We start from the raw sequence: 18,447 nt of genomic DNA, 5'->3' as shown, positions 1-18,447 counted from the left end.
CTTTCTCGGGTCCGCCGACACGCCGGATCGATATGCGCAAGCGGATGTGCTTGGGCTAGAGTCCATCTCGACCGGAGAGGAGTCCCAGGGGTGCGGGCAGTTGATGCGCCCAGCACCCAGGCATTGCGGGGCTGGCAGCGGCGGGCGTTGGTCAAGTACTTGGCCGCCAAACCACGCGATTTCCTCGCGGTCGCGACCCCCGGCGCCGGGAAGACCACCTTTGCTCTGCGAATCGTCGCCGAGCTCCTCGCCGAGGGCACCGTCGAATCGATCACCATCGTGGTCCCGACCGAACACCTCAAGATCCAGTGGGCTCAGGCCGCCGCCCGGCACGGTATCTCGCTGGATCCCAAGTTTTCGAACTCCAACTCGCAGACCTCCGCGGAATACCACGGCGTCGTCGTCACCTACGCCCAGGTCGCCAGCCACCCGACCCGGCACCGGGTGCGCACCGAGAACCGCAAGACCCTCGTCGTCTTCGACGAGATCCACCACGGCGGTGACGCCAAGACGTGGGGCGACGCCATCCGGGAGGCGTTCGACGACGCGACCCGACGGCTGTCGCTGACCGGGACCCCGTTCCGCAGCGACGACAGCCCGATCCCGTTCATCACCTACGAGACCGGGCCCGACGGCTTCGCCCGCTCGCAGGCCGACCACACCTACGGCTACTCCGACGCGCTGGCCGACGGTGTCGTGCGCCCGGTCATGTTCATGGCCTACTCCGGCGAGGCCCGCTGGCGCGACAGCGCCGGCGAGGAGCACGCGGCCCGGCTCGGCGAGCCGTTGACCGCCGAGCAGACCGCGCGGGCGTGGAAGACCGCACTCAACCCGGCCGGCGAGTGGATGCCGGCCGTGATCGCCGCGGCCGACATCCGCCTGCGCGGCCTTCGTGAACACGTGCCCGACGCCGGCGGCATGATCATCGCCTCCGACCAGACCGCGGCCCGCGCCTATGCCGATCTGCTGCTGAAGATCACCGGCGAGGCCCCCACGGTCGTGCTCTCCGACGACAAGGGCGCCTCGGATCGGATCTCGCAGTTCTCGGCGAGCACCTCGCGCTGGCTCGTGGCCGTGCGCATGGTGTCCGAGGGCGTCGACGTGCCGCGGCTGGCCGTCGGTGTCTACGCCACCAGCGCCTCGACACCGCTGTTCTTCGCCCAGGCGATCGGCCGGTTCGTACGGTCGCGGCGGCCCGGCGAGACCGCCTGCATCTTCTTGCCCTCGGTACCCAACCTGCTGCTGCTCGCCAGCGAGATGGAAGCCCAGCGCAACCACGTGCTCGGCAAGCCGCACCGGGAGAACCTCGACGACGACCCCCTCGAAGCGGAGCTGGCCAAGCAGAACCGCGACGAGCCCGACGAGGGCGAGAACAAGATCGAGTACCTCGGCGCCGACGCCGAGCTCGATCAGGTGATCTTCGACGGGTCGTCGTTCGGCACCGCGACGCCCGCGGGTAGCGACGAGGAGGCCGACTACCTCGGCATCCCGGGTCTCCTGGACGCCGAATCGATGCGAGATCTGTTGCGGCGCAGGCAAGAAGAGCAGATCGAAAAGCGTACGGCCAGTGGTGAAATGCCCAGGCTGACCACCCACGGCCAGCTGCGGGACCTGCGCCGCGAACTCAACGCGCTGGTGTCGCTGGCGCATCACCGCACCGGCAAGACGCACGGGCAGATCCACAACGAGCTGCGCCGGGTCTGCGGCGGCCCTCCGGTGGCGGCGGCCACCACCGATCAGCTCAAGGCCCGCATCGAGGCCGTTCGCGGACTCACCTCGTCCTAAACCCGATACGCTGCGGCCATGAGCCAAACCGGCTTGTCTCAAATACCCACGGCGCCAGGGCGTCTGCCACTCATCGGCCACGCCCACATGGTCACGGGCGATCCTCGCGAGCTGCTGCTGCGCGCCCCTGAGATCGGTCCCATCGTCCGGGTCTATCTGGGGCCACAGGCCTCGTACATGCTGACCACGCCCGATCTCATCCGGGACGTCAGCCTCGGGCGCGCGGGAGCGTTCCATCGCGAGCCGATGCGCGAGGCCATCCACGAATTGGTCAGCGGCGCGACCAATGTGCTCAGCGGCCCCGAACACGACCTGCGCCGCAGGCTGATCGCTCCCGTCTTCCGGCAACGCCGTCTCACCGAGTACGGGGTCACCGTCGCGGCAATTGCCGACGACTGGGCCGGCTCGCTTGCCAGTGGCGCTCAGGCCGATCTGCGCTCCAGCGTGCACGAGCTGGTGATGCGGACCATGCTGGCGACGCTGTTCCGCGCCGAGTCCGATGCCGACGAGATCGATGTCATTCGTGAGCGAACACCTTGGCTGCTCAGCGAAGTCATCATTCGCGGTGCCCTGCCCAAGATCGCTCGACAGTTACGGGTGCTGGCCAACCGGCGATTCATCGCACATTCCCGACAGGTCCGCGCAGCACTGCGCTCACTCATCGAACGCCGGCGCCATGAACCCGACGAGGGCGATATGTTGTCGGCCCTGCTGCACCACGTCGACGAAGAGACCGGCGCGACGCTGTCCGACGACAATCTCGTCGACGAGCTGCTCCTCTCACTTGCCGCGAGCATCGGGTCGCAGACGTCCATCTTCTCCTGGCTCGTCTACGAAACAAGTCGCGCACCCGAGATCGGAGCCAAGATCCGCGACGAGCTGGATTCGGTAATCGGTTCTCGCCCTGTGGAAGTGGGCGACGTGCCCGCCTTGAGTTATCTCCGAAATGTGCTGAATGAGACTCTGCGTCTGTGGGCACCGTGGATCAGCATCCTCACGTCCGACGGCCCGGTACGGATCGGCTCTGCGGAGTTTCCGGACGGCACCAACATCCTGTTCAGCCCGTTGATGGTGCATCTGCAGGACCAGTATTTTCCCCATGCGGCGACGTTCGACCCCGACCGCTGGGAGTCCGGGTCGGGTGATCGTGACGTCATGATGGCGTTCGGACTGGGTCAGCGGCATTGCCCCGGAAGCCAATTCGCGCTGCTGTCCATCACCCTGCAGGCCGCGGCACTGTTCTCCCGGTGGGATATCCGGCTGCCCGCCGACTTCACCGTCAAGCCACAGGCCAAGGATTTCGTCCTGTCGCCGGCATCGCTGCCGGTGGTGTTCTCGCCTCGCCGCCCCGGTTAGCGCGCAGCCGTCTTCTCGACGATGTCGCAGACCCGCGGCACGCCGTCGCCGGTCGACTGCAGGCGTGCGCCGAAAGCCTCTGCCCGGGAACGCATCTGGGGGTCCAACACGGCATCGATGCCCGCGCTCAGGGTGTCGGGTGCCAACTTGGTGAACGGAATATGCGCACCCACCCCGAGCTTCTCCACCTGATGTCCCCACACCGGCTGGTCGAACGATACCGAGCAGACCAGTGTCGGCAGCCCCGCCCGAAGGCTCTCGAAGAGAGTGCCTATCCCACCGTGGTGGACCGCCGCCTTGCAATGCGGGAAGACGAGATCGTGCGCCAACGCATCGACGACCTTCACGCTGGCCGAGGTGTTCCGCAGGCTCGGGTCGAGGCTCGCACCGCCCACACTGACCAGCGCCCGCTCACCCGTCCTGGCGCAGATCTGCTCGATCATGCCGAGCACCAATCCGAAGTCCAGAATGGGCATGCTGCCGAAGCCGAAGAAGATCGGCGGCGTTCCCTCATTCACCCACTGGAGTACCTCGGTATGCGCCTCAGCCGACTCGCCGATCGCCGCCCGGGCCGACTGCGGCAACCACAGGAACCCGACCATGGGCCGCGACGAGCCCCACTCCTCGGCCAGCCCCGGCACAAAAGCCGGGTCGTACATCTGTAGCTCGGGGACATTCCGTTGAATCAGAATCGATTCGGTGCTGGCCCATGATCGCTTCAGGCCGAGCTTGGTGCGAAGGTTGTTGAGGTACTTCCCGAAAACCACCGTCCGCAGTCGCTCGATCGCGGCCCAGGCCACCCGGGTGAAAACACCGGGAACTCGCCAGTTGACCGGCACCGATCCCGGCGGCGCGTAGTGACTGTTCTTGCGGCACGGATAGGTATGCAGGGTCACCATCGGGATGCCCAGGGACTCAGCGATGATCGCCGAGCGGTCCTCGCTGAACGTGGTGCACACGATCATCTCGACGCCCTTGGAGATCTCGATCAGTTCGTCGTCCATCCGGTCGGCGTATTCCGACATCTGCTTGGACACCATCGACATCAACTTGAACGTGCTGCCCGCCGCCAGCGCCCGCTGGCCCTCCGGAGAGGAATACAGCGCGTGCACGTCCGGGCCGAATTGGCGCACGGTCAGGCCGGCTTTGGCGACGAAGTCGACGAAATTCGGTGGCGCACCGACGATCACATCATGGCCGCGGCGTTCGAGCTCCAGACCAAGCGCCACCCCGGGCTGGACGTCACCGCGACTGCCGACCAGTGGTATGAGGATCCGCACAGTATGTACCTTTCTAGTGGTAGACCAAGCCCTGTCCGAGGATGGCGAGATAGAAGACGATCACGAAAGCCGTTGGCAGGCCGCGCGGGTGGACGCTCACCCGTGTGACAAAGAAGGTCCACGCCGAGATGCATGGCAGCACGGCGGCCACGAGCGGGAGCCAGGCAACGGGCCACCAGGGACCGGTCCAGTTCCACGGCGCGCTCAGCAGCACTTCGAGAAGCACCGCGCCCAGGCCGAGCATCAACACCGAGACCCCGCTGGCCGTCGGTCCGATGACTCGTGAATACGAGCGCAGATCGTCGGCATCCGCCGTCCGAGTGGTCTTGCGCGCCAATTCCACATGCAAGATCGTGGCGGTGAACACCAGCGGGATCAGCGCCAGCCGTAGCCAGGACGCATCGCCGACTCCCGGCTGACCCGTCATCGCGAAACCCGTCGCCAGGAACTGTGCGGGGCACACCGCGATCAGGTTGACGATCGGGTTGTCCCGCACCATTTGAACGCGGGACTCCGCCCACCAGACGAGAAGGCTGTAGCCCAGGATCAGCGCCACGAACGCGGCCGTCCAGACCGATACCGCCGCTCCCAGCGCCAACGCGATCAGGGCGGCCGGCACCATCGCGACTCGCAACTCGCGAGTGCTGATCCGACCTTGAACCAGCGGGCGGTCCGGGTTGTACGCCGTGTCGTAGTCGAGGTCCTTCTGGTCGTCGACCATCCGCAGGAACGCCCCTGCGGCGTTGAGCGCCAGGATCTTCAGCGCGGTATCCCAGGACGGATGCCACGGGCCGGAGGAGTGCCCGACCACGACGATCAGGCACTCGACCGCGACGACCCACAACGCCAGGTAGATGGGATAGACCGGCAGGCACCGTTCGACCAGGAATGCGCCGATGCCGGTCGTGCGCCGCAGAACGGTCATTCCATGAAGGCCAATTCGATGGTGGCCCTGGTATTTCCGGACTGTGTGATGTCGCCGCGGAACGTCAGCGGCTCGGCGGCGTCCTGGGTCATCGCGACACTGCTGACCGCATCCATCTCGACGAAGGATTGGAATTCGATCTTCAGCCAGGACGGCCCGACAAGACTCTCGGCCCGCGTATCGGCGATCGCCAGCGACAGCTGCCGTGCCGCCTCGATGATCAGTCCGCCGGGCAGATGGTCGAGGGGATGGTCGAACAGTGTCGCGTGACCGATGTCCACCACGAGTGGCGCAGTCGCCGAGCGTTCCTCGACAGTGTGAACGGGCGCCCCGATCACCACGTTCTCCGTCCGCGTCCGACCCACTGACGCGGCTTCAGCCGGAGCGGGTTGGGGGCCCGGGTCCCAGCTTGCGCCCGCCCTCATCCGATCCCACTTCTCCAACGGCATCCAGTTGAACGCCGCGGCCAGCTCTATCGTTTTGGTGCCCTCGTGGGCGGCGACGGCCCGGACTTCCAGGCCGTGCACCGCGCCTTGGTCCTCGCCGCGGCGGAATTCCTTCTGCACCACGATCGTCAGTTCGAGATCCAGCATCTCGGGTCCGCGCTGCAAATGGTCGAAGTCGACGACGGACAGTTCGTACAGGCGTACGGTGTGCCGGGCGTCCGGCGGCGCGTCATAGAAGAGATGACTGCTGGCGATGCAGCCCTGCCGGAATGCCTCCAGAACGAGAAGTGGGTCGTAGTACGAACATTGACGTCCCACCCCGTCGGTGTGGAAACTGTGCTGACGCGGCAGCTGGGCGTGCACAATCCACGTGCCGTCCTGGTCGGCCACCGAGGTGACCAGCACTTCGGAGACGGCCCGCTTGTGCACCAACTCACGGCGAACCGTCTGAGAAAAGCTTTCTCCGTTCATGATTCCGTCTCTTTCCTATCGGTGCATCGGCAGATAAGACGACTCGACCACGATCCGAAACCACGGATCGACACCGATGTCCCGCTTCTCCGCGTCGGCCAATGCAGCCAGCCATTCCTCGCCGTTTCGAGGTCGGTCCCCCATACCGACCTCACCAAATCCGTGCCAGATCGCATCCTGTGCGGCGGCGAGGTCACCGCTTTTGCACTCCAGGCCGGATTCGATGCCGTCGACGATCCGAACGGCATCCGATGTTGCGTCGGCGCCGGCGACGCATGCCGAAATCACGGCGCTGAGTGTGGGTTCCGGAAAATAGATGCTCAGTTCCCGCAGAACATCGTCGGGATCATCCGGGGTATGCACCTTGTTGAGCAGATAGGTACCGGCCGCCAGCGCATGCCGCAGCTCGCCCGGCTTGCGCAGCGCCGGGTCGGCCGGTCCCTTGTCGGCGGTCAACCGAACCGAAACCGGCTGCCCATCATCGGGGTGGCGGACGACCAGAACGAGCGACGGCGACAGCCCGGCGAGTCGATCGGCGACCTTGCGCCGTTCGGAAGTTGCCTTGTGCCAGTTGAAGTACCACAGCGCGCGCAGGTGCAGATACGTCAGTTGTACCGCGGCTGCCCCGACGATGCGGTAGTCATGCTCGACCAGCCAATCGATCGCCGACTTCATCGCCCCGGTGACCGCTGCATCCGGCTTGAGCAGCAGTATTCCGTTCTCGTACGCGAACCCGTGGCGGTCGATGTCCAACGCGGCCAGTGCATCACACGTCTCGATGAAGTAGGTATCCGCGTCATACCTGCTCGGTTGATGCACGGGTAGCGCTTCGACGCGATCGGAGCTGGTCATACCAGGCTCCTCTCGGCCTGCAGCCGGGCCAGGACCTCGGCGACGGACGGTTCGGGCCGGCCCAGATATCCGGTGCGCAAGCAGGAGTCGAGAAGACGGCGAAAGTATCCGGGTCCGATCGCCGGCGGCGTGAGACCGAGCCGCTCGCGGGTGTTGGTGCTGTCGAACTCCAGGCGGCGGCGCAGATAGCTCGTGTAGAGCGTCCCGACCTTCTGGTAGTAACTGCGCTCGATATCGTCGAGGTCGTATTCGCTGAACGTGGCGGGAGGCACGAAGTCGGGGATGCGGAAGCACGGATACTCGGCGAGCACATCGGAAATCGTGCGCAGCGACAGGGAATTGGCGCCGACCGCGTGGAACGTGCGCCCGACGTTCTCGGCAAACCTCTCGACGGCGGCCACCGTGACGTCGGCAACATGCCCGATCGGGACCAGCCCCAGTGTCGCCGCGTAGTTCCCCGGCAGCGTGCGCAACCTACCTTCGACGATCACCTTGAGCAGTTGGTAGATGTGCTTGTACACCTGCGTATTTCCAGTGCGATACTCGCCGGTCACGATGCCGGGCCGGACGACGACCGACCGAAGCCCCGATGCGCGGACGAGCTGCTCGGCACGATACTTGCTGTGCTCGTAGTCGTTGCTGAACTGTTGGCCGATGTCAAGCTGGTCCTCGTGGAACGTCCCCTCGGTCTCGCCGCACACGTAGGTGGTGCTGACGTAGACGAAGCCCGCATCGAAGCGGCGCGCCAGCGCCAGCGCGTTGGCGGTTCCGTCGACGTTCAGCTCGGTGTAACTCTGCTCGGGCAACCCGAAATCGGTGACCGCGGCCGAATGCACCACCAGGCCGACCTCACCGGTGAGTTCGGACACGGTCTGCCGGTCGAGGCCGAGATCCTCGCGCCGGACATCCCCTTTGACCGGTCGCGCGCCGGCGACCGCCCGATCGTGCGTCAGTGCGATGACGCTGCGCCCGCGCCGGGACAGGCGGGCGACGACGTCGGTGCCGACGTGTCCGGCGGCGCCCGTGATCAGAATGCCCGTGCCCGCACTCATATCCGTTCCTTCTGGGCCTCAACGAGATTGACGAGATCGCCCACTGTGTACACGCCGGCGAGCAGCTCTGGATTCAGCTGCGGTAGCCCAAATGCGCGTTCGACCGCGATCGACAATTCGACGAGCCGCAACGAGGTATATCCGAGGTCGCCGATCAGGGCGCTGTTCAGGTCCGGCTCGCCGGCGGTGTCGGGTGCCATTGCCGCGACCAGTGCCAGAACGTCTTCACGAACGGTCATGGCGCCCGCCTCTCCGATGGTTGTGCGCCCCCCGTGCTGAGCAGGTCGCGGGTTTCGTCGAGTTCGACGTAGGCATCGACATATCCGCCCAGCCGCAGCCACTGGTACCCGTACCGGATGGTGCGTTGCCACTCGTCTCGGGACGAGAACGACGACGGGAACTGGGCTCCGCAGGTGACCTCTCGAACCTCGGCAACCAGCGCATCGAGTTCCCTTTGGGCGGAACAGGCTTCGTCGTGATCGCCGACCGACAGCTCGCTGAGCCGGCGGGCGGTTGCCGCGATCTGAGGATGCTCGGGGACGAGCATGTCGAGCTGGTGCAGGAGCACCGGATCCGACGGCAACGGGGTGATTCCCCAGGCGCTGGCCAATATCCGGACCGCCATGATGACGATGCGGCGTCCGCACAGCGATGTCACCTGCCACTGGCCGTTCTTGACCGCTCCGTAGAAATCCTCGCGTGCGTTCTCCAGCACCATGTTGGCTACCAGCAATGCGCCCGCACATTCGGCGAAAGCCCGTGCGTTGAGCGGAGATCGGGCGATGTCCTGGTCGGTGAAGGCACCGTCGATCGTGACAACCGGGCGTCGGCCCGACGGTAGCGGCGTCAGCGGCCGGCCGGGTGTGCACATCGCCGACACCGGCGTGATCTGGCCCGCACCGCGCCAGGTCAGGCCGATCAGGCCGTAGTGGACGAAGAGCCGAATGTGTTGGTGGGCAGCCTTGGTGTCCGCGATCGACTGGCCGAAGACCACATTCCCCCACGACTGTGCGCACGGCGCCGAGAGCATGAACACGTCGTTCTTGTCACGCACGACGTGCGGGGCCGAGCCGATGGGCCAGGTGGTCACCCCGGGTGCGCGCCGCAGCAGCACGTTGGCGGGATCCGGCGTGATCCTGGGCCCGCCCAATCGCACCGACAGTGCCAGGGCTCGCTCGATGAAGTCCCGGCTCGCCGGCGTCTGGGTGGCATCGAGGGTCTGGTATTCCTCGAGCAGGGCCGCCACGCTCTGGTCGGCGACCTTTCGCAGCCGCGCGATCTGCTCGGGCAGCCATTTGATCTCGATATAGCCCTCGCCGTGCGCGGCGAGAAAGGCCTTCATGTTCTGCGCCAGGCCTTCTCGGGCCCAGGTGACCGCCTCGCGATCGTCACCGAGGAGGGTCAGCGCGGCGGCGTGACGCAGGCAGCCGCCGGCCCGCCGGCGCCACCATGACTGCAACAGTGTGGTCAGCTCCGCGTAGGTCACGATGTCGAGGAGTTGTCCATAGTCGGGGCCGGTATACAGCGGAATGCCGTGCAGGAAACGCTGGACCCGGTTCAGCACGTCCTCGGTCACACCGGCGATCGAACCGGTGTCGATGGCTCGCCGAACCCGCAGCAGCCGTTTGCGAGCCTGCTCGTGCGACTGGGCGCGCACCTCGACCCGGCGACCATCCAGGAACAGGACCGTCGGCATCACCGCTTGCTTGCTCGCCCCGGGCACCAGCAGCAGGAAGTCGATGTCGGATCCCTCGTTGCCGAAGCCTTCGGCCAGGGAACCCTCGAAATGCACTGTCGCGTCGTCGGGAATCACCGCCAGCTCGCGGGTCTTCTCGAACAACGTCCGCACCCGTTCGAGCTGCTGGGGATCCCGTCCGGCACCGCCGATGGTGAGCAGCTCCGCGCCGGTCGTCTGGCCCGCTCGCCATTGCTGCCACATGTGCGCGCGGCGCGGCTTGCCGCTCGATGTCCGAGACAGGGCTCCGCGCGGAACGTTGATCAGCCACAGCGGCGCGTCCTCACCGACGTTCGCCTGCAACGACCGGACGGCTGCGGTGAGCATGCCGGGGGCGATGGCCGCCTGTTCGATGAACACCGCCACGCCCGCTTGGCCGGCATCGTTGACCGCGACGGTGACGACCCGGCTCGGCGCCAGTCCCATGGCGGCCGCGGTCGTCACGTCGAGGTCCTCGGTAAAGACGCTGCGCCCGTTGATCTTCAGGCTCGTCCCCATGCGGCCCAACACGTGCAGCTGGCCGTCGAGGAGGAACCCGGCATCCGCGGTTCGCAGTTCATCCCCGACGAACCGGGTGGTGCTGCCCGCGTCCCCGTGATAGCCCAGCGCCACCGACGGGCCCGACAGAACGATCTCCCCCAGCGTCCCGTCCGGCAGCCGAGCGCCGGACTCGTCGGCGATCCACACCTCGTGACCCGGCGCGGCCGTACCGCACGACACCACCCAGTCGTCGCCGGGTTGGTCTGTCACACAGTCCGATACCCGGGCGAGCACCCGTATCGGCTCACCATGACGCAACGCGGATCTATCCACCCGGACCATCCGGTGCGCCTCGCCAAGCCGGTGCGAGGTGGCGAACAGTGTGTGCTCGGCCAGACCGTAGGACGGCATGAATGCGGCGGGCGAAAAACCGTGTCCTGCAGTCAGTTCCGTGAAGGCACGCAAATGGGCAGGGTTGATCGGCTCGGCGCCGATGACCAGCGTGCGCAGCCCCGACAGGTCGATATCGCCGAGATCTTCCGGCTTGAGCCTGCGACTCGCATAGACCAGTCCGAACGACGGAGACGCCGTGTGCTCTGCGTTCGCGGCCGCCCGCAGCCACCGCAACGGATCACGGACGAACTGATCGGGTCGCAGCAGTTGCAGGTTGCGTTGCCGGGTCATCGCCTGGAAGACGCACCCGATCAACCCCATGTCGTGATACAGCGGAAGCCAGGAAACGCCGAGCTGGCCGTCGGCCATTCCGCAAAGCTCCTCCATCACATTGAGATTGGTGGCCAGGCTGTGCCAACCGATGCTCGCGCCACGCGGTGCACTCGTCGATCCCGATGTCATCTGCAGGAGCACCGACGGTGCGGGCTCGGCCAATTCGTCGATGGGTGCACAGTCTGGTGCCCGATCCAGCTCGATGAGTTTCGGGTTCAGGGCCAAGCCGGGCAGCGCTCGCTGTGCCAGGCCGGTGAAGCCCGACGCGGCAACCACAGCGCGGCAACCCGACGCACCGAGGATGCCGTGCAGATGGGCCGTGTACTGGTCGGGGTGCTGGAACATCGGCGGCACGATCGGGGTGAGCGTTGCGCCGGCGGCCAACACTCCGAACAGCGTTGCCAAGCACAGATCCGACGTCGGCATCAAGACACTGACAACGTCGCCGGAGCGCACGCCCTCGTCGACCAACTGGCGCGCGATACGCCGGGCCTGGTCGGCCAATTCGCGGTAGCTCGCGAATTGCCAGCCACCGTCGTCGGTCGCCAGCTGGATCCCGGTGTCATCCCGCGGGGCCATCAGCCAGCCGATGATGCGTTCGGTATCGGTCATGGCGTCGGCTCTTCCAGAAGGGGCTCTTCCAACAGAACGACGCGGCCGCTGGCGCCGTCCACACTGATCGTCATCCCGGTGCGAACCGCACTGGTCAGCCCGTCGATCTGCACCACGGTCGGCACACCCAGTTCGCGGGCGATGATCGCCACATGAGTGAGCGGTGACGCGCGTTCGATGAGCAGCGCCGAGGCGAACGGCAGAGCCGCCACCCACCCCGGATCGGTCCGGTAGGCCACGAGGATGCCACTGGAGAAATCCTGCGGCTTTTCGACGACGACCGCGCGGCCGGTCACCACTCCCGGGCTGGACGGCGTGCCGGTGAGCACCGTCCCGGCCGGCGCATGTCCTGAGTCTTCGGACGGCCGCCAGCCGGCGGCAGCCAGCTCCTGGTCTGAGTAGCGCGATCCGGTCGTGGTGAAGCGGGCAGGCGCCGCGAGTTGCGTATAGCTGTCGTGGAGGAGCTTGCGCCGCCGAATAGCGGTCTGCGCGTCCGCCACCGGCATCGTGCCTTCGTACACAGCGAACAACTCGTCGATGCGCAACTGGAAGATGTCGGTGCGACTGCCGACCGTTCCTCGTTCCTCCAGATCCCGACCCATCACCGCGGCAAGCGATTTCAAGATGCCGAAACCCTGGGTGCGGCAGAAGCGAAGGTGTTCGCGGTGGGTGGCCGCTCGCTGAATCTTTCGGCGTAGCGCGTCGAAGACGCGTCGGCGCCGGCCACCGAGATGCGCGTCGAGATAATCCTCGGCGGAATCCCCGGTCTTCACCCGCTCTTCGGCAGAGGCCATCCGCAGCATGTGAAAAATCCCCGCGGGATCCTGCCGCAGATCGGGCGCCTCGAGTTTGAGTTCGTCGAGGCACCGGTAGCCGAACTTGTCGATGTACGCGTCGATCTTGCCGAGCAGTTCCTTCCACATCGGCGACTCGGAGTCGGCGGCGTACTCGGCGAGCCGGGCGTAGGCGATGGCGGGTTCGACGGAGCCGATGAACTCGTCGAGCTCGCGATGCTCACGCGCGAAGGCGGCGATGTCCACCAACGCCTTGGCGGGTTCGACGGAGATCACGTCCGGCTCCGGGTTGACGATCGCGAACTGGACCCACTCGGGCGCGTCGCGCAACAGCACCTTCGTCAGCACCGCCAGCGATCCGACCAACGTCAACAGGATCGCGTCGAGGACCATCAACGGGCCCCAGAGTTCGGCGACCTCGTCGTGGATCTGGCGGAACTTCCGGTAGGCAGAAGGCCCGTCCATCGCCGAGACGTCCATCAAGCCGTGCCGGTCGATCAATTCGACGAAGGTCTCGTCGAAGTCCGCAACCAGGGTGTCGATGGCCGCGATGCTGCGCGCGTAGTGGAGGGTCGTGCGAACCCGGGACCGGACGCGGGCGAGCGGATTGGCAAAGGTGAAGGGACGTAGTGTTTTTGCCGTCTTGCGGTCGAGGGTCTCGCTGACGCCGAGCGCGACTTCCAGGACGCGGCGATTCAGGAAGTACCCCGGCGCGATGCCCACCATCCGGTACCAGTGCAGCAGGTTGTAATAGACGTTGCCGTTGAACTGGCCGAGCATCACCGGCAGCCACGACTCCATTTGTTCCAGTTGCGCGGGAGGAACTTTCAAGCTGCGTGCATAGGCGCGGTACACGTCGCCGTAAAGCCTGCGGGCCGTGGTGAACGTCAACGGCGACGTGACTCCTGCGAAGTTCTCGATGATGTTCGAGTTGTCCCAGATGCGGACCTCGTCGAGAGCCACGTCTTCGCCCAAATGTTCAGCGGTGTCGGCGATGTGGCGATCGAGGGTGGTGACCGGCCTGGACTGCAGTATCCAGGTGGATGTGTCGTCGCAGGCCCATTCGACATCCTGGGGCGCCCCGAAATGCTGTTCCAGCCGAGTCCCCAGATCGAACAGGGTCGCGCGCAGAGCAGAGCCGACGCTGGAATCGCGTTGTCGTTCAACAGGAACGTCGACCGTGCTGATTCCACCCCCGGCCACTCCGGCCACCATCTGCTCCTTGGTGGCGATCGTCTCCTCGATGACTGCGCCGCTGCTCTTGTCGATGGCGACGGAGTCCGAGTCGACGGTGCCCGAGACCAAACCCTCGCCGAGCCCGAGTACACCGTTGATGACCACCCGGTCCGATGAACCCGTCAGCGGGTCCGCGGTGAACATCACGCCGCTGCTCACTGGTTGCAGTGATCGCTGAATGATGACCGCCAGAGCGACATCTCGGAAGTCCAGGCCCCGGGTGTGACGGTATTGCGTTGCTCGTTGCGAGAAGGCCGAGGCCCAGCAACGCCGGACAGCGTCTTCGGTGGCGTCAAGACCAACGACGTTGAGATAGGTGTCGAACAGTCCCGCGAACGAATCCCGATCCCCGTCTTCTTGCCGACCCGATGAGCGCACCGCGACCGTCTCGGCACCCACATAATCCAATGCCGCTTGAATCGCGTCTCGAATTTCGGCGGTCATGACGAATTCGCTCAACGCTGCTTCTGCGAATGCCGCTTCCCGAAGGCGATCGGCCAGAGTGAGGGGTGCCTCGCTGATGCTCAGCCCGGCCGCCGCGACAGCGGCCTCGAAGGCTTCGGTTCCGAGGATCGCCCACGTCGGCACGGGAAAGCCGGCCGCGGTCAGGTCGCACAGGTTGTGTGCTTTGCCGCCTGCCAGCGTGCGCATCTGATCACCGGGCGCCTGCCCGGTCAGGAGGATTGGCACCGTGCGCCCTTCATGTCCGTTCCGCGATATCTCGAGTGACGAGATCGGGTGCCGACGTTATTGAAGGGGCTTCGCTACCGGTTCCAACAATCGCGCGAATCAAATGCGAATCGAGCATGACCTCTACCCCCGGGAGGCGATACGCATGGCCCATCGAGGGCGCCGACATTGCCTGAATAGATACCACAACCGGAAGCGCCGCGGGGGGCAAGCGCAGCAAATTTCCGTCGTGGCTCGGACGTTCGCCGTCGACCCGAGACCCGGTGGTACTCCGAGACCCAGGTGAAGCCCTCAACCTGCAGCAAATAGCCATGTCAAGAGCACAGTGACGCACGCCAGCGCGATTGTCGCCAGTAGTTCGCTACTCGGGTCGGTGCAGCAATCCGTCGTCACCTACTCGATGACGGGATTGACGGGAGTCGAGCGGCGTCATTGCCGCGCGGCGGCCAGCTTCGCCAGATTTGCCAACGAGTTGTCCAGGTGCGAGACGGGGAACGGCGGGAACACGATGTTCTCCCGGACCGCCGCCGTCGCATTCGTCCAGTCGTAGGTCAGTACGACGCGGGTCTGCTCGGCACCCAGCGGCTCGAGGTCGTAGCGCCAGGTCCAGCCGCCCAGGTCGACGCTGCCGTCCTCGGTCAGTCCCCCCGGCGCCCAGGCGATGACGCGGTCGGGTTCCAGCGCGGTGACCTGATTGGCCATCTCGTAGTCCTTGTCGGGGTGTAGATCGTGGTACATCGCGATGCGGAAGACCTGCCCGACAGAGTTCAGGGGCTGCGGATCCAGCGCATCCCGCACCCAGCCGGTGCCGTCGATGTCCTTGTGCGTGTTCGGGTCGGCCAGTACGCCGAACACCGCACCGGCCGGCGCGTCGACGGTGGCATTCACAATCAGAGTTTCAGTCATATCCAGACAGACTCGGCGGCCTCGAGAAACTCATCACCCTTGCGATTTCGGCGCGTTTTCGTTCGCTCAGCGGCGGAATGCGCGCCGAAGTCGCTAGAGCCGCTACAGCCCCAGTAACTCCGGAAACTTGGCGACCGAATCGATGACGTGGTTGGGCTGCATGGCGAATTCGTCTGCGGCCCAACGATCCAGGGTGTCCTGCCGGAATTTTCCGGTGCGCACCAGCACGCCGGTCATGCCGACCACCTGGGCGGCCAGCACGTCATTGTTGAGATCGTCGCCGACCATGTACATCTCGTCGGGATCGACACCGAGGCGGGCGGCCGAGGCCAGGAAGCCCGCCGGTGCCGGTTTCCCGACGGCGGTGGCCTTGCGACCGGACGTCTCCTCCATGCCGATCAGGTACATGCCGGTGTCGATACGCAGGCCTTCGGTGGTGGTCCACGCGGTGCTGCGGTGCATCGCCACCACCGGCACGCCCTGAGCCATCCATTCGTACACCCGACTCAAGGTGCGATGGCTGTATTCCGGGCCTGCCCCGCCGAGGAGGATGACGTCGGGCGCATCGGGTTCGCCGTCGTCGTCGTAGACCCCGGAGTCGACGATGTCGATACCCGGCATGTCATCGGTGATCTGGCCGTTGTTGACCAGGAAGCATCGCGCGTCGGGATAGTTGGCCCGCACGTAGTCGGCGGTCAGCGCGGCGGCGGTGATCACCTCGTCGGGCCGCACCTCGATACCGGCCTTCGAGAGCGCCGCGGCGATCTGCTGACGGGTGCGAGTGGTGGTGTTGGTCAGATACGAGCGGGCGATCTGGTGTTCGGCCAGCACCGCAAGGGCCTCGGCCGCGCCGGGGATCGGCTTCCACGAGGTCACCAAGACGCCATCGATGTCGAACAGCACCCCACCGATAGCCATGCAGCGACAGTAAACGGCCACCGGTTGGATGCAACTTGGGCCGACGTATCGTCGTGCCATGAGCGGCAGTAAATGGACTCGGGCCAACGTTCCCGCACAGGACGGGCGCGTCGTCGTCATCACCGGCGCCAACTCCGGTATCGGCTACGAGGCCGCCGCGGTACTGGCGGCCCGCGGTGCCCGCGTCGTGATGGCGGTGCGCAACCTCGACAAGGGCGGGGCCGCGCGCGACAAGATCCTGGCGGCCGCCCCGGGCGCCGACGTCAGCGTGAAGCAACTGGACCTGACGTCGCTGGATTCGATCCGGGCCGCCGCCGACTCGCTGCGCACGCTGCACCCCCAGATCGATCTGCTGATCAACAACGCCGGCGTGATGTGGACGCCCAAGGAGACCACCAAGGACGGTTTCGAGCTCCAGTTCGGCACCAACCACCTCGGGCACTTCGCGTTCACCGGCCTGCTGCTCGACTCACTGCTACCCGTGGCGAATTCGCGCGTGGTGACGATCAGCAGCCTCGGCCACCGGCTGCTGGCCGATATCCACTTCGACGATCTGCAGTGGGAACGCCGCTACAGCCGCATCGCCGCCTACGGCCAGTCCAAGCTGGCCAATCTGCTGTTCACCTACGAACTGCAGCGCAGGCTCGAGCAGGCCAAGAAAGACACCATCGCGGTGGCCGCTCACCCCGGTGGTTCCTATACCGAGCTGGCCCGCAACATCCCGACGATCCTGCACCCGGCCTACCGCATCGTCGGGCCGATGATCTTCCAGAGCGCGGCCGCCGGAGCGCTGCCGACGCTGCGTGCCGCGACCGATCCCGACGTGCGCGGCGGGCAGTACTACGGCCCGGACGGCTTCGGTGAGCAGCGCGGCAATCCCAAGCTGGTGCAGTCCAGTTCGCAATCCCACGACCGCGATCTGCAGCAGCGGCTGTGGACGGTGTCCGAGGAACTGACCGGCGTGAGTTTCCCGATCTGATGCGTACCGTCGAGGAGCACCAGGGGGTCGTCGCCGACCTGATCGCTGCCCGGGCGGCGGAGACGGTCGGTCTTGTCGATGCCGAGGGACTGGCACTGGCCGCCGACGTGACGGCACCGCTGTCGCTGCCGGTGTTCGACAACTCCGCGATGGACGGCTACGCCGTGCACGCCGACGACGTCGCGGGAGCCGACACCAATCCGGTGAAACTGCCTGTGGCCGAGGATATTCCGGCCGGGCGTATCGACCGGCTGACGCTGGCCCCCGGGACCGCGCACCGGATCATGACGGGCGCACCGCTGCCGGCCGGCGCGACGGCGGTGGTACCGGTCGAGGCCACCGACGGCGGCGTCGACACCGTCGAGATCCGGACCGCACCCAAGCTCGGCCAGCACATCCGCCGCGCGGGCGAGGACGTGACCTCGGGCACCACGGTGTTGCAGACCGGTCATGTGGTCACCCCCGCGGCGCTGGGTCTGGCCGCCGCACTCGGCCTGGGCTCGTTGACGATCCGGCCGCGCCAGCGGGTGCTGGTGATGTCGACGGGCACCGAGTTGGTGTCGGCCGGCACCGAACTGCAGCCCGGACAGATCTACGAATCCAACGCCATCATGCTGGCCGCCGCGGTCCGGGAGGCCGGCGGCGAAGTAGTGGCCACCCCGACATCCAGCGATGACGTCGCGCAGTTCAGCACGGTGCTCGAGGGGTATGCCGGGCAGGCCGACCTCATCATCACCACCGGCGGTGTCAGCGCCGGCGCGTATGAGGTCGTGAAAGACGCCTTCGGTGGGGGTGCCGTCGAGTTCGTCAAGGTCGCCATGCAGCCCGGTATGCCGCAGGGCGCGGGACGGATCAACGGCTGTCCGATCATCACGCTGCCGGGCAATCCGGTGAGCGCGCTGGTCTCATTCGAGGTCTTCGTCCGGCCGGCCCTGCGCGCGGCGATGGGACTGCCGCACCCGCACCGGCCACGGCGGACCGCGGTGCTGGCCGACAGCCTGACCTCGCCGAAGGGCAAGCGTCAGTTCCGGCGCGGGGTGTACGACGCGGCGGCGGGCACGGTGACCACCTACGGGCCGCCTGCCTCGCATCACCTGCGCTGGCTGGCCTCGGCGAACTGCCTGCTGGAGATCGCCGAGGACGTCACCGAGATGGCCGCGGGCGAGCAGGTCCAGCTGTGGGACCTGTCGTAGGTCTGCGCGGT

The 18,447-nt window shown here is 66.3% G+C and carries 14 protein-coding genes; 4 read left to right on the top strand and 10 right to left on the bottom strand.

Going from position 1 to position 18,447, the window contains the following annotated elements; genetic code table 11:
- The first annotated feature begins 90 nt into the window (after window positions 1–90).
- Both EV580_RS27500 and EV580_RS27495 read left to right on the top strand, forming a co-directional pair.
- Complete coding sequence (locus EV580_RS27500; protein ID WP_133695416.1) at window positions 91–1,785, top strand: DEAD/DEAH box helicase; 1,695 nt, start codon at window positions 91–93, stop codon at window positions 1,783–1,785.
- An 18-nt stretch (window positions 1,786–1,803) separates the two neighbouring features.
- Window positions 1,804–3,141: a cytochrome P450 gene (locus tag EV580_RS27495; protein ID WP_133695414.1), complete on the top strand. Its 1,338-nt coding sequence runs from the start codon at window positions 1,804–1,806 to the stop codon at window positions 3,139–3,141.
- On the opposite strand, the gene EV580_RS27490 is transcribed toward EV580_RS27495, so the two are convergent.
- The 10 genes from EV580_RS27490 to EV580_RS27445 form a co-directional block, all read right to left on the bottom strand.
- Window positions 3,138–4,421 carry a glycosyltransferase gene (locus EV580_RS27490; protein ID WP_133695413.1) on the bottom strand — a complete coding sequence of 428 codons (1,284 nt, stop codon included), beginning with the start codon at window positions 4,419–4,421 and terminating at the stop codon, window positions 3,138–3,140. The genes EV580_RS27495 and EV580_RS27490 overlap by 4 nt on opposite strands.
- Before the next feature lie 13 nt (window positions 4,422–4,434).
- Entirely contained in the window at window positions 4,435–5,346 is a 912-nt protein-coding gene (locus tag EV580_RS27485; protein WP_133695411.1) for a UbiA family prenyltransferase, read from the bottom strand.
- On the bottom strand, window positions 5,343–6,263 hold the full coding sequence (locus EV580_RS27480) for an AfsA-related hotdog domain-containing protein (protein ID WP_133695409.1): 921 nt from the start codon (window positions 6,261–6,263) through the stop codon (window positions 5,343–5,345). Before EV580_RS27480 ends, EV580_RS27485 begins: the two co-directional genes overlap by 4 nt.
- Window positions 6,264–6,278: 15 nt before the next feature.
- A complete protein-coding gene (locus EV580_RS27475) occupies window positions 6,279–7,115 on the bottom strand; it encodes a nucleoside-diphosphate kinase (protein WP_133695408.1) in 837 nt (278 codons plus the stop codon).
- The gene (locus EV580_RS27470; RefSeq protein ID WP_133695406.1) at window positions 7,112–8,167 is read right to left on the bottom strand and encodes an SDR family oxidoreductase; all 1,056 of its coding nucleotides are present in this window, start codon (window positions 8,165–8,167) and stop codon (window positions 7,112–7,114) included. Before EV580_RS27470 ends, EV580_RS27475 begins: the two co-directional genes overlap by 4 nt.
- On the bottom strand, window positions 8,164–8,406 hold the full coding sequence (locus EV580_RS27465; RefSeq protein ID WP_133695404.1) for an acyl carrier protein: 243 nt from the start codon (window positions 8,404–8,406) through the stop codon (window positions 8,164–8,166). The genes EV580_RS27470 and EV580_RS27465 overlap by 4 nt, the downstream gene beginning before the upstream one ends.
- Window positions 8,403–11,720, bottom strand: a complete 3,318-nt coding sequence (locus EV580_RS27460) for an AMP-binding protein (protein WP_133695402.1) — start codon at window positions 11,718–11,720, stop codon at window positions 8,403–8,405. The genes EV580_RS27465 and EV580_RS27460 overlap by 4 nt, the downstream gene beginning before the upstream one ends.
- Window positions 11,717–14,440, bottom strand: a complete 2,724-nt coding sequence (locus EV580_RS27455) for a phosphoenolpyruvate synthase (protein WP_286171885.1) — start codon at window positions 14,438–14,440, stop codon at window positions 11,717–11,719. The genes EV580_RS27460 and EV580_RS27455 overlap by 4 nt, the downstream gene beginning before the upstream one ends.
- Before the next feature lie 429 nt (window positions 14,441–14,869).
- On the bottom strand, window positions 14,870–15,346 hold the full coding sequence (locus tag EV580_RS27450; protein ID WP_133695401.1) for an SRPBCC family protein: 477 nt from the start codon (window positions 15,344–15,346) through the stop codon (window positions 14,870–14,872).
- A 102-nt stretch (window positions 15,347–15,448) separates the two neighbouring features.
- A complete protein-coding gene (locus EV580_RS27445; RefSeq protein WP_133695399.1) occupies window positions 15,449–16,264 on the bottom strand; it encodes an HAD-IIA family hydrolase in 816 nt (271 codons plus the stop codon).
- A gap of 58 nt (window positions 16,265–16,322) precedes the next feature.
- Between EV580_RS27445 and EV580_RS27440 the strand changes: the two genes are divergently transcribed.
- Both EV580_RS27440 and moeA read left to right on the top strand, forming a co-directional pair.
- Complete coding sequence (locus EV580_RS27440; protein WP_133695397.1) at window positions 16,323–17,243, top strand: SDR family NAD(P)-dependent oxidoreductase; 921 nt, start codon at window positions 16,323–16,325, stop codon at window positions 17,241–17,243.
- Window positions 17,243–18,436 carry a molybdopterin molybdotransferase MoeA gene (moeA, locus tag EV580_RS27435; RefSeq protein ID WP_133695395.1) on the top strand — a complete coding sequence of 398 codons (1,194 nt, stop codon included), beginning with the start codon at window positions 17,243–17,245 and terminating at the stop codon, window positions 18,434–18,436. Before EV580_RS27440 ends, moeA begins: the two co-directional genes overlap by 1 nt.
- The last annotated feature ends 11 nt before the right edge of the window (window positions 18,437–18,447 follow it).

The sequence above is a fragment of the Mycobacterium sp. BK086 genome (genome assembly GCA_004362315.1).
GTDB lineage: Bacteria > Actinomycetota > Actinomycetes > Mycobacteriales > Mycobacteriaceae > Mycobacterium.
The sequence above is the reverse complement of the archived record's forward strand: the minus strand, read 5'-3'. Positions and strand labels throughout refer to the sequence as shown.

Coding starts and splice junctions, on each gene's coding strand:
- EV580_RS27440 (WP_133695397.1), top strand. CDS start 16,323: ATGAGCGGCAGTAAATGGACTCGGGCCAACGTTCCCGCACAGGACGGG.
- EV580_RS27480 (WP_133695409.1), bottom strand. CDS start 6,263: ATGAACGGAGAAAGCTTTTCTCAGACGGTTCGCCGTGAGTTGGTGCAC.
- moeA (WP_133695395.1), top strand. CDS start 17,243: ATGCGTACCGTCGAGGAGCACCAGGGGGTCGTCGCCGACCTGATCGCT.
- EV580_RS27445 (WP_133695399.1), bottom strand. CDS start 16,264: ATGGCTATCGGTGGGGTGCTGTTCGACATCGATGGCGTCTTGGTGACC.
- EV580_RS27450 (WP_133695401.1), bottom strand. CDS start 15,346: ATGACTGAAACTCTGATTGTGAATGCCACCGTCGACGCGCCGGCCGGT.
- EV580_RS27485 (WP_133695411.1), bottom strand. CDS start 5,346: ATGACCGTTCTGCGGCGCACGACCGGCATCGGCGCATTCCTGGTCGAA.
- EV580_RS27460 (WP_133695402.1), bottom strand. CDS start 11,720: ATGACCGATACCGAACGCATCATCGGCTGGCTGATGGCCCCGCGGGAT.
- EV580_RS27495 (WP_133695414.1), top strand. CDS start 1,804: ATGAGCCAAACCGGCTTGTCTCAAATACCCACGGCGCCAGGGCGTCTG.
- EV580_RS27475 (WP_133695408.1), bottom strand. CDS start 7,115: ATGACCAGCTCCGATCGCGTCGAAGCGCTACCCGTGCATCAACCGAGC.
- EV580_RS27470 (WP_133695406.1), bottom strand. CDS start 8,167: ATGAGTGCGGGCACGGGCATTCTGATCACGGGCGCCGCCGGACACGTC.
- EV580_RS27465 (WP_133695404.1), bottom strand. CDS start 8,406: ATGACCGTTCGTGAAGACGTTCTGGCACTGGTCGCGGCAATGGCACCC.